Annotated in this window: 9 protein-coding genes; 5 read left to right on the top strand and 4 right to left on the bottom strand. The window is 62.0% G+C overall.

Translation table 11 applies throughout. The features are described 5' to 3' along the window. Positions 1 to 170: 170 nt before the first annotated feature. From AC1DVI_RS31130 to AC1DVI_RS31140, 3 genes are all read right to left on the bottom strand, one after another. Positions 171 to 980, bottom strand: coding sequence for a hypothetical protein (locus AC1DVI_RS31130; protein WP_476961269.1), 810 nt, complete (start codon positions 978 to 980; stop codon positions 171 to 173). Beyond that, the gene (locus tag AC1DVI_RS31135; protein ID WP_476961270.1) at positions 977 to 1,777 is read right to left on the bottom strand and encodes a hypothetical protein; all 801 of its coding nucleotides are present in this window, start codon (positions 1,775 to 1,777) and stop codon (positions 977 to 979) included. The genes AC1DVI_RS31130 and AC1DVI_RS31135 overlap by 4 nt, the downstream gene beginning before the upstream one ends. Before the next feature lie 363 nt (positions 1,778 to 2,140). Then, entirely contained in the window at positions 2,141 to 2,836 is a 696-nt protein-coding gene (locus AC1DVI_RS31140; protein WP_476961271.1) for a TetR/AcrR family transcriptional regulator, read from the bottom strand. A gap of 206 nt (positions 2,837 to 3,042) precedes the next feature. Between AC1DVI_RS31140 and AC1DVI_RS31145 the strand changes: the two genes are divergently transcribed. From AC1DVI_RS31145 to AC1DVI_RS31160, 4 genes are all read left to right on the top strand, one after another. Continuing rightward, the gene (locus AC1DVI_RS31145; RefSeq protein ID WP_476961272.1) at positions 3,043 to 4,227 is read left to right on the top strand and encodes an efflux RND transporter periplasmic adaptor subunit; all 1,185 of its coding nucleotides are present in this window, start codon (positions 3,043 to 3,045) and stop codon (positions 4,225 to 4,227) included. A gap of 16 nt (positions 4,228 to 4,243) precedes the next feature. Beyond that, a complete protein-coding gene (locus AC1DVI_RS31150) occupies positions 4,244 to 7,396 on the top strand; it encodes an efflux RND transporter permease subunit (protein WP_476961273.1) in 3,153 nt (1,050 codons plus the stop codon). A gap of 174 nt (positions 7,397 to 7,570) precedes the next feature. After that, on the top strand, positions 7,571 to 8,005 hold the full coding sequence (locus AC1DVI_RS31155; protein WP_476961274.1) for an antitoxin Xre/MbcA/ParS toxin-binding domain-containing protein: 435 nt from the start codon (positions 7,571 to 7,573) through the stop codon (positions 8,003 to 8,005). Further along, a complete protein-coding gene (locus AC1DVI_RS31160) occupies positions 8,002 to 8,457 on the top strand; it encodes an RES family NAD+ phosphorylase (protein WP_476961275.1) in 456 nt (151 codons plus the stop codon). Before AC1DVI_RS31155 ends, AC1DVI_RS31160 begins: the two co-directional genes overlap by 4 nt. A gap of 91 nt (positions 8,458 to 8,548) precedes the next feature. On the opposite strand, the gene AC1DVI_RS31165 is transcribed toward AC1DVI_RS31160, so the two are convergent. Beyond that, positions 8,549 to 9,385: a MurR/RpiR family transcriptional regulator gene (locus tag AC1DVI_RS31165; RefSeq protein ID WP_145629618.1), complete on the bottom strand. Its 837-nt coding sequence runs from the start codon at positions 9,383 to 9,385 to the stop codon at positions 8,549 to 8,551. 372 nt (positions 9,386 to 9,757) lie between these two features. Between AC1DVI_RS31165 and AC1DVI_RS31170 the strand changes: the two genes are divergently transcribed. Next, a partial coding sequence (locus AC1DVI_RS31170) for a pyruvate formate lyase family protein (RefSeq protein WP_476961276.1) occupies positions 9,758 to 11,249 on the top strand: 1,492 nt, incomplete at its 3' end.

Raw genomic sequence — 11,249 nt, forward strand, 5'->3', positions numbered from 1 at the left:
GAATGAATCCTACTGGAACGGCGCTGCTCTGACAATCAACATATTGATTCAACCTTATGTGGCTTTATCGCCTAGGCTGTTCCCGCGTATCGGGCAAGTGACTGATTTATATATAGAGCAATTTTATTACCTTTGCATTCCCGGTAGTGACGTCATGTGCTCGTTGTTGCTTATATAATTATTCTGACGTAAGCTCTGTCATCAAAAGATAGATTTCCTTTTTCAAGTCCTTTTGTGCTTGGAGCATCATATATTCTCAATGGATCTTTCTCAAGATAATGCATTAACTCACTTTCTGCCAATGCAAGAGACGCATTTATTGTTGGGTATCCATCAGTACACAGCACGATCTCATCACCAATATTTATGCTAATCTCCTCTATATGCATTTTATCGACTTTGTGACCGTCGATGGCGCCATAGCTCCATTCTCCAAAATTTGGATTGTTTCGTAGAACATGCTGCATTCCAAGCCAAGGCATTATTGTTTCTCGCCCCATATCCAATCCATTATTCTCAAATCTTCCATCGGAGATTAGCATTTTTATATAAAGGGATCGGGCTTCTCCCATGAATTCATCAAACTTCTTTATTCTTACGCTTTTACTCCCGTTTATCATTGATTGTACGTCTCCAACAATAGTGATCTTCAGTGTATCTATTGTAACAACTGCGATAGAAGCCGAGGGCGAATGTTCATCTGTCTTGTTTATTCCATTGGGAATCAGCAATTTCTTCTGAACGTAATCCCCCACTTCGCGGATAAGATCCTCACCAGAAAGCTTTGAGGGGGCTGTCTTTAGGAAAGATAAAATTGTCTCTGAAATTGAGCGTCCCGGTGTTACGCCGTCAATCTTCACTCCACTTTTCTGCGTAGCTCCATCTATAACAGCAACATAATTATCATTGATAAATATTGAATCCTCGCAAAGATAATCATAACCCATCCGTCCCATTAGGAAGGATTCTATAACTTTCATGACGCTTCCTCATCCATCTCAGCGGAAAAAAGGTTCAAAGTTTCATCATCACCATTTTTGATCTTTCTGAAGTCTAAAATTTTTGGTTTTCCTACATAGTGACCAGAGACGGATGCTTTAACCAAGCAAACATAGTCGCTAACAAAGAGATATGATAATTTTGATAGGTTTTCTACGAATGCTGTTGCAGCAGCATCTAACCCATATGTGTGTGTGCCCATGATAATCAGGCATCGCGCTTCCCTATTGTAAGGGTTTCTCGTCTTTATGATAAGTCCATAATCCTCAGTAACAAATCCATTTTTGATTACTCCTTTTATTTTTGTGTTATTAATTCTATTGATGATCTGATTGCTGACCATAGTATATGGTAGTTTATCCATTTTTTTAAGAAGATCTTCCGTTAATTTATTGTTTTTTGGCCCTCCGATAACAATTAAGTCTCTCCCACAATAAATCTCGGGAAGTTCTTCCGACAATAAGACATTGCTTGAATTTATTGTTTTATACGCCCTAATAAATCCAGGAACAAGGATGCCTACGGCTCTAATTTGTCCAATACCTGAAGAATACCTGATATATTCTCCTGTATTTACTTTTGCTGAAGTCGCAAGCACAAATACAGAAGTTCTGTGTTCTTTTAATCCCCACGATAATCGGGCTGGAATCCTTTTTCTTACTATATGCATTATATGCGCTATAAGCGCCCCAGCTGCCGCTGATGCCAATGCTTTCCCAAGATAATTTAATGCATTTTCTGAGAGCTCAAAGTACTTTGCTAAGTCACTAATTTCCATAATTATCTCCTTTGTTGTAAAGATGTTAAAAATCTAGCCTAAATTTAAAAATCACATTCTTTCTAAGATATGTCAAGTGAACATTTGACGGTGATATTTCTGCATACAATCTGAGAATATCAGTTAGGAAAATTACATTTTAGTATCTGCGCATATATCTTGAAGAGATCGCTCGTGCGTATATGAAATAATCTTCATGATTTCATTAAACCATCTTCCTTTGAATATCTTGAGAAGGATGGTGCTTAAAAATACAGACAATAGATGTCTGTTTTATTAATCTGAAAAGTAAACGTATAATGCGGATCACATCTCTCGAAACTTGAACACAAGATATGATTTTTCTTACGTTTGGGAGTGAGGTTAGGCCTGGGCCCCCGCGAGGAACAACCGGACGGACTGGCGGACATAGCGCTCCAACTCCTCCATGGAGATGGGCTCATTCGGAAGGATCAGCCGCTTGGTCAGCAGGTCGCCGACCACCATGCCGATGAAGGCGTGGGCGGCCCCCTCCGGATCGTCGATGCGCAGGCGCCCGGCCTCCGCCAGGTCGCGGAAGCAGTCGGCGAGCCAGCCGATGGTCTTCTCCGGACCGACCTGGAAGAAGGCCCGGGCGATGTCGGGAATGCGCCTGCCTTCCGACACCAGGATGCGCAGGATGGCGGTGGTTTCCGGCATGGTCAGCGTGCCGGCAATGTGCAGGCCGACGCGGAACAGGTTCTCCTCCAGCTCCTCGGCCAGCGCCGCCGGGCCGGCGGTGCGCATGGCCGACATCTCCTCCAGCACGCGGTCGCAGTGGCGCTCCATCACCGCGCGGAACAGCCCCTCCTTGTCGCCGAAATGCTCGTAGAGCGTGGTGCGCGACCCGCCGGCCTGCCGCAGGATGTCGGACAGCGAGGTCAGCGCGAATCCCTTCTCCACGAACAGCGTCGCCGCGGCGTCGAGCAGCGCCCGGCAGCGCGCCTGTCCGCGCGGGCCGCAGCCGGGTGGGTCGAAGCCGCCAGTGCCAATTCCGGCGATGCCACCCTGGAACGGTGTGGATGCCCCCTTGTCGGGCATTGCGGTTCCCCCTTGCGCGAACGGTCGTTCTGAATGTATCGTCCGGTACAGTGTACTGTATGAGACAGTACGAATAAAGGGGTCATTTCGCACCGTCCGCGCGCACCGGCCTTTTCCGCCGGCCCCGAAAGCCGGGTGGAATGTGGAACCTCCCCGGCTCATTAGGACATTTCATCGCCGCATCACGGCGTTTTCACGAGGAACGGATGTTCAACAGGAACGCATTTCTGTCTCTTGCCGTGGCGGCCTCCCTGACCGTGGTGCTGGGTGCCTGCCAGGACAAGAAGCACGCCGCCGGGGGCCAGCCGGCGCCCGGACCGGCGGAGGTGGCGGTGGCCACCATCCAGCCGCAGAGCCTGTCCGTCACCACCGAATTGCCGGGCCGCACCTCGGCCTACCGCGTGGCGGAGATCCGCCCGCAGGTCAGCGGCATCGTGCTGAAGCGCTTCTTCACGGAGGGGAGCGACGTCAAGGCGGGCGACCAGCTCTACCAGATCGACCCGGCCACCTACGAGGCCAACCTCGCCGTCGCCCAGGCGGACATCCAGAAGGCGGAGGCCAACCTGCAGGCCGCCCGCAACAAGGCCGGCCGCTACAACGACCTCGTCAAGAACAGCGTCGTCAGCAAGCAGGATTACGACGACGCCATGGCCGCGCTGAAGCAGAACGAGGCGCAGGTCGCCGCCGCCAAGGCCGCCTACAATCTGGCGCGCATCAACCTGGACTACACCAGGGTCTTCGCCCCCATCTCGGGCCGCATCGGCAAGTCCGCCGTGACGGAAGGCGCGCTGGTCACCGCCAATCAGGCGACGGCGCTCGCCACCGTCCAGCAGCTCGACCCGATCTATGTGGACGTGACACAGACCGCCTCGCAGCTCATGCAGCTCCGCCAGGACATGGCGAGCGGGCGCATCCGCGCGGCCGAGCCCGGCAAGATTCCCGTCTCGCTGTTCCTGCACGCGGCGGAGGCCCCCTATCCCCAGCGCGGCGAGCTTCAGTTCTCCGACGTGTCGGTCGATCCGGGGACCAGCTCCGTCCAGCTCCGCGCGGTGTTCCCGAACCCGAACCAGGAGCTGCTGCCCGGCCTGTTCGTGCGCGCCCGCGTCGAGCAGGGGGTGGCCGAGAACGCACTGGCCGTGCCGCAGGAGGCGGTCCAGCGCGGTCCGGACGGCTCGGCGCGCGTCTGGGTCGTCGGCGACGACAACAAGGTCAACCCGCGCACCATCAAGACCGAGCGGGCGATCAACAACGCCTGGCTGGTCTCCGACGGTCTGAAGGCGGGCGAGCGCATCGTGGTCGAGGGGCTTCAGAAGGTGAAGCCGGGGGCCGAAGTCAAGCCGGTCCCGGCGCAGGCCGCTGTCGCGGCCCTGCCCGGACCGCAGGCGCGCTGAGACCGAGGACCGATCCATGTCGAAATACTTCATCGACCGGCCCGTCTTCGCCTGGGTCATCGCCATCGTCATCATGCTGGCGGGCGGTCTGGCGATCCTGGGCCTGCCCGTCGAGCAATACCCGAAGATCGCCCCGCCGACGGTGTCCGTCACCGCCAGCTATCCCGGCGCGTCCGCGAAGACGCTGGAGGACACGGTCACCCAGGTCATCGAGCAGAAGATGACCGGGCTCGACCACTTCCGCTACATGTCCTCGAACAGCGATTCGTCGGGCAACGTCACCATCACCCTGACCTTCGAGCCGGAGGCCAACCCGGACATCGCCCAGGTCCAGGTGCAGAACAAGCTCCAGCTCGCCGTGCCGCTCCTGCCGCAGGAGGTGCAGCAGCGCGGCCTCCAGGTGTCGAAGGCCGGCAACGACTTCCTGATGGTCGCCGGTTTCGTGTCCAGCGACGGACGGCTGACCCAGGGCGACATCGCCGACTATGTGGCCTCCAACCTCCAGGACACGATCAGCCGCGTCGAGGGCGTGGGCGACATCACCGTGTTCGGCCCGCAGCACGCCATGCGGATCTGGCTGGACCCCGACGCGCTGAACAGCCACCAGCTGACCACCATCGACGTCACCAACGCCATCAAGGCGGAGAACGCGCAGGTGTCGGCGGGCCAGCTCGGCGGCGCCCCGGCGGTGCCCGGCCAGCGCATCAACGCCACCATCATGGCGCAGTCGCGCATGCAGTCGCCGGAGGAGTTCGGCGCCATCCTGCTGCGCGTCAACCCCGACGGCGGCCAAGTGCGGCTGCGCGACGTCGCGCGGATCGAGATCGGGCAGGAAACCTACGAGATCACCGCCCGCTACAACGGCAAGCCGGCGGCGGGCCTGGGCGTCAAGCTGGCCACCGGGGCCAACGCGCTGGACACCGCCGCGGCGGTGAAGGCGCGCATCACCGAGTTGTCGGCCTTCTTCCCGGAAGGGCTGGAGGTCATCTACCCCTACGACACGACGCCCTTCGTCGAGCTGTCGATCCACGAGGTCGTCAAGACGCTGATCGAGGCGATCATCCTCGTCTTCGCCGTGATGTACCTGTTCCTGCAGAACTTCCGGGCGACGCTGATCCCGACCATCGCGGTCCCCGTGGTGCTTCTCGGCACCTTCGGCGTGTTGTCGCTGTTCGGCTTCTCGATCAACACGCTGACCATGTTCGGCATGGTGCTGGCCATCGGCCTGCTGGTCGACGACGCCATCGTGGTGGTGGAGAACGTCGAGCGCGTGATGAGCGAGGACGGGCTGCCGCCGCGCGAGGCGACCCGCAAGTCGATGGGCCAGATCACCGGCGCGCTGATCGGCATCGCGCTGGTGCTGTCCGCCGTGTTCGTCCCCATGGCCTTCTTCGGCGGCTCCGCCGGCGCCATCTACCGCCAGTTCTCGCTGACCATCGTGTCGGCGATGGCGCTGTCGGTGCTGGTGGCCCTGGTGCTGACCCCGGCGCTCTGCGCCACCATCCTGAAGCCGGTGGCGAAGGGCCACGGCCACGCCAAGCGCGGCTTCTTCGGGCTGTTCAACCGCGGCTTCGACGCGAGCAGCCGCGTCTATCTGCGCGGCGTGCGCGGGGCGGTGTCGCGGCTCGGGCGCTACGGCCTCGCCTACGCGCTGATCGTCGGCGGTCTGGCCTATCTGTTCCTCCAGATGCCCTCCTCCTTCCTCCCGCAGGAGGACCGCGGAACCATGTTCGTGCTGTGGTCGGCCCCGCCGAACGCCAGCATCGAGCGCACGATGGAGACCACCAAGCAGGTCGAGACCTATTTCCTGGAGAGCGAGAAGGACAGCGTCGAGGGCCTGTTCACCATCGCCGGCTTCAACTTCGCGGGCCGCGGCCAGAACGCCGGCATGGCCTTCGTCCGGCTGCGCGACTGGAGCGAGCGCGAGTCCGCCGACCGCAAGCCGACGGCCATCGCCGGCCGCGCCATGGGTGCCCTGTCGAAGGCCAAGGACGCGGTGGTCTTCGCCTTCATGCCGCCCTCGGTTCCGGGTCTCGGCAACGCCACCGGCTTCGACCTCCAGCTTGTGGACCGCGGTGGCGTCGGGCACGACCGGCTGATGCAGGCGCGCAACCAGCTGCTGGGCCTCGCGGCGCAGAACGCCAAGCTGGTCGGCGTCCGCCCGAACGGTCTGGAGGACACGCCGCAGTTCAAGCTGACGGTGGACCGCGAGAAGGCCAGCGCGCTCGGCCTGTCGCTGACCGACGTCAACACGACCCTGACGGCGGCCTGGGGCTCCTCCTACGTCAACGACTTCATCGACCGGGGGCGTGTGAAGCGCGTCTATCTCCAGGCCGATGCCCCCTACCGCATGCAGCCGAGCGACGTCGACCGCTGGTACGTGCGCAACGCCATGGGGCAGATGGTCCCCTTCTCCGCCTTCACCACGGCGCAATGGACCTACGGTTCGCCGAAGCTGGAGCGGTACAACGGCATGTCGTCGCTCAACATCCAGGGCTCCGCGGCGCCGGGCGTCAGCTCCGGCGAGGCGATGCAGGAGATGGAGGCGATGATGGCCAAGCTGCCGCCGGGCGTTGGCTATGAATGGACCGGCCTGTCCTACGAGGAGCGGTTGAGCGGGTCGCAGGCGCCGGCGCTCTATGCCCTGTCCATGCTGATCGTCTTCCTCTGCCTGGCCGCGCTCTACGAGAGCTGGTCGGTGCCGGTGTCGGTCATCCTGGTGGTGCCGCTGGGCGTTATCGGCGCCGTGCTCGCCGCCACGCTGCGCGGTCTGCCGAGCGACGTCTACTTCCAGGTGGGCCTGCTGACGACCATCGGCCTGTCGGCGAAGAACGCCATCCTGATCGTGGAGTTCGCCAAGGCGCTCTACGACGAGGGCATGGAGCTGAAGGACGCCGCCATCGAGGCGTGCCGCCAGCGTCTGCGTCCGATCATCATGACCTCGCTGGCCTTCGTGCTGGGCGTGCTGCCGCTGGCGACCAGCAGCGGCGCCGGCTCGGAAAGCCAGAACGCCATCGGCGTCGGCGTGATGGGCGGCATGATCTCCGCCACCGTGCTGGCGATCCTCTTCGTCCCGGTCTTCTTCGTCGCGGTCTACCGTCTGTTCGGCAGCAAGCGTGCCGGCGCCCATCCCCCGCAGGGTGCCGAGCCGGTGCCCGCCGGCGACTGACGGTTCGGCTGCGGCTGGAAGCGGAAGGCCCGGCCCCGGAAACGGGGCCGGGCTTTTTGCTGGCCCTGCTTGTCGGCCTTGCTTGTTGGCCGGGTTTCGCGGGCTGTGCTTTGTCCTTGCCGAAAGGATCATCCGGCCTCATATTTTTGCCATATGATACCGTATGGAGGGGCCATGATCCGCGCGGAAATGGTGGCCGAGGTTCTGGGGGGAGAGCGGCTGATCGGGCGCCCGGTCCATTCGCTGGCCGATCTCAGCGATGCCGTTGACGAGGGACTGCCCAAGTCGACGCTCGGCACCGTCGTCAAGCGGGTCACCCGCGATCCCCGGCATCGCCGCGCCATCATGTACGGCATCGTGCCGGAGGCCACCTACAAGCGGCGCCGGGATCGGCTGAGCCGGGATGAAAGCGAGCGGACGGAGCGCTTGGCCCGCATCACCGCCCACGCGCTGAGTGTTTGGGGCGTGGAGGAAGACGCCCAGGATTTCCTGGCGGCGACGCACCCGATGCTGGGCGGTCGCACGCCGGTGGAGGCGGCGGTGACGGACCTTGGGGCGCGGCAGGTCGAACAGATCCTCGCGGCCATCGAATATGGGCTTCCCGTGTGATCGCCTTCCGGATTGCCGGTGCCAACCATCCGGTGTTCGATGGAACCGGCGCCGAACTGCACGGTGGGCGTTGGAACTCGCGCGGGCGCCGGGTGATCTATGGCGGCGGGTCCTTCGCCATCTGCATGCTGGAGCGGCTGGTCTACACGGCCATCGGCCGCGCTCCGGTCAATGACCGTTTCGTTTCGATTGCCATTCCGGACGATGTCATCGAAACCGTTGATCCAGCCCATGTGCCCGGCTGGAACGAGCCCGGCTATGCGGCGGCGAGCGCCTACGGCGACCGGTGGTTCGACGAGGGTCGTTCCGCGGTTCTTCTGGTGCCGTCCGCCGTCACGGCGATCGACCGCAACATCATCATAAACCAGCGCCATCCCGACGCCGCACGCATCACCGCTTCCGCGGAGCAGCCGGTGCGGTGGGACCCGCGCCTGTTCTCCCGTCCCCGTTAGGCTGTTCCGAAAACCATCGATCCGCGGCGAAACGGCGCACGCCGTGCGCGTCCGCCCGAAGCGGCTTGCCCTCAGACTGATATACTAGTATTTATTGTTCCCGGGGGTGGCGGCTGAGCGCTTGCTTGTGGCGCTCCAGCCGCTCCCGCAGGGCGTCGCCTTTGCGCAGCGCCACGGCAATCGACAGTATGTCGCCGAGGACCAGATGGCTGATGCGCGACGTCATGGGCGAGTGGATGTCGAAGTCTTCCGTGACGTCGGCGAGCAGGCTGACCGTGGCGAGCTGCGCCAGCGGCGAACCGGAGCGGGTGATGGCGACGACCGCGGCCCCGGCGGACAGCGCGTTCTGCACGGCCTCCAGCATGTCGCGGGTGCCGCCGGAGCTGGAAACGGCGACCACCGCGTCCCCGGGGGCGAGCGACAGGGCCGACACGAAATAGACGTGGGCGTCGCTGTAGGCGACCGTGGGGATGCCCAGCCGGAAGAAGCGGCGCTGGATGTCCTGCGCCACCGTGCCGGAATTTCCGGAGCCGTAGAACTCGATCCGCCGCGCTCCGGCCAGCAGGTCGGCGGCGCGGTCCACCGATTCCGCCGACAGGTTGTTGCGCACCTGCATCAAGGTCGCCAGGGTGCGGTCGAACACCTTCCCGGCGATTCCCGCCGCCCGGTCGTCCGGGCTGACCTCCTGGTCGATGAAGGGCATGCCGGCGGCGATGTCCTGGGCCAGCTTGATCTTGAACTCGCGGAAGCCGCTGCAACCCAGCGCGGAGCAGAAGCGGGCGATGGTCGGTTCGCTGACTCCGGCGCGCCCGGCCATATCGGCCATCGACAGGGTGATGACCTCGCCCGGCTGGGCCAGCACGCAGTCCGCCAGCTTCCGTTCCGAAGGACGAAGCCCGTCGCGCACCGCCATGATCCTCGCCAGCATCGGCCTGTTCCTCTGTTCCGTCCGTCTGCCACCGTAGCATGGATAGCAAAACTACATGACCCGATAGAAGGGTGCTATCGGTCGCGCTGTCCCACATACCGGGACCGCCGACGATGCGGCGTTCCGTCACAGTAACTTCATCAAAGAACGTGGAAAATCAACCGCTTTTGCCTTGCGCGCCTCGTGGTTCCGGTCTATGTAGCAAAACTACAGAATGACTTTTGGCCCTGCCGGCTTCACAGCCCGTTGCCATACCGCCGCTCCCGCCCTGACCGGGGTCCGGCGGTCTTCCGACCCCTCCACTGGGGGGCCTCCAGGGTCGATCAGCGACGCGGCGCGTGCCGCCCAGACGCCTTTTCGTGAGGAGACATCATGGACACCCTGCTGAGAGACGGATTCGTCGAGACCCCGGAACAGCAAGCCGAGCGCCCCTGGCGCCGCTTCGTTCCGGGCGTCTGGCAGCAAGAGGTCAACGTCCGCGACTTCATCGTCCGCAACGTCCACCCCTACGCCGGGGATTCATGCTTCCTGACCGGCCCGACCGAGCGGACCCGAGCGCTGTGGGACAAAGTCACCGGCCTGCTGAAGGAGGAGCGCGCGGCCAAGGGCGGCGTGCTCGACGCCGACACGGAGGTCTTCGGCTCGATCACCGCCCACGCGCCGGGCTACATCGACCGGGAGCTTGAACTCGTCGTCGGTCTGCAGACGGACAAGCCGCTGAAGCGCGCGATCATGCCCTTCGGCGGCTGGCGGATGGTCAAGAACGGGCTGGAGGCCTACGGCTTCACACCCTCGCCCAAGCTGGAGGAGGTCTTCCCCGGCCTGCGCAAGTCGCACAACGACGGCGTCTTCGACGTCTACACCGACGAGATGCTGCGCTGCCGCAAGTCGGGTGTCATTACCGGCCTGCCGGACGCCTACGGCCGCGGGCGCATCATCGGCGATTACCGCCGGCTGGCGCTCTACGGCGCGACCTTCCTGATCGAGGACAAGAAGGCCCAGTACAAGAGCCTGGAAGTCGACCGCATCGACGAGCACACGCTGCGCCTGCGCGAGGAGATCACCGAGCAGATCAAGGCCCTGAAGGAACTCGTCGCTATGGCGGCGTCCTACGGCTTCGACGTGTCGCGCCCGGCGGCCAACGCCCGCGAGGCGGTGCAGTGGACCTATCTGGCCTATCTGGCGGCGGTGAAGGAGGCCAACGGGGCGGCCATGTCGCTTGGCCGGGTGTCGAGCTTCCTTGACGTCTACGTCGAGCGCGACCTGCGCGACGGCCTGCTGACCGAGGAGGAGGCGCAGGAGTTGATCGACCAGTTCGTGACCAAGCTGCGCATCGTCCGCTTCCTGCGCACGCCGGAATACGACCAGCTCTTCTCCGGCGACCCGACCTGGGTGACGGAGTGCATCGGCGGCATGGCGCTCGACGGGCGCACGCTGGTGACGAAGAACAGCTTCCGCATGCTCCAGACCTTGAACAACCTCGGCCCCGCTCCGGAGCCGAACCTGACCGTGCTGTGGTCGGAGAGCCTGCCGGAGGGCTTCAAGAAGTTCTGCGCCGAGACCTCCATCAAGACCTGCTCGGTGCAGTACGAGAACGACGACCTGATGCGGCCCTACTGGGGCGACGACTACGGCATCGCCTGCTGCGTCTCGGCCATGCGCATCGGCAAGCAGATGCAGTTCTTCGGCGCCCGCGCCAACCTCGCCAAGACGTTGCTTTACGCCATCAACGGCGGCCGCGACGAGGTGTCGGGCGAGCAGGTCGGCCCGGCCTTCGCGCCGATCACCGGCGACGTGCTCGACCACGACACGGTGGTCGCCCGCCTGCTGCCGATGATGGAATGGCTGGCGCGCGCCTACATGA

Source organism: Azospirillum sp. P4_B5 (genome assembly GCF_056402275.1).

Coding starts and splice junctions, on each gene's coding strand:
- AC1DVI_RS31155 (WP_476961274.1), top strand. CDS start 7,571: ATGATCCGCGCGGAAATGGTGGCCGAGGTTCTGGGGGGAGAGCGGCTG.
- AC1DVI_RS31130 (WP_476961269.1), bottom strand. CDS start 980: ATGAAAGTTATAGAATCCTTCCTAATGGGACGGATGGGTTATGATTAT.
- AC1DVI_RS31145 (WP_476961272.1), top strand. CDS start 3,043: ATGTTCAACAGGAACGCATTTCTGTCTCTTGCCGTGGCGGCCTCCCTG.
- AC1DVI_RS31140 (WP_476961271.1), bottom strand. CDS start 2,836: ATGCCCGACAAGGGGGCATCCACACCGTTCCAGGGTGGCATCGCCGGA.
- AC1DVI_RS31165 (WP_145629618.1), bottom strand. CDS start 9,385: ATGCTGGCGAGGATCATGGCGGTGCGCGACGGGCTTCGTCCTTCGGAA.
- AC1DVI_RS31150 (WP_476961273.1), top strand. CDS start 4,244: ATGTCGAAATACTTCATCGACCGGCCCGTCTTCGCCTGGGTCATCGCC.
- AC1DVI_RS31135 (WP_476961270.1), bottom strand. CDS start 1,777: ATGGAAATTAGTGACTTAGCAAAGTACTTTGAGCTCTCAGAAAATGCA.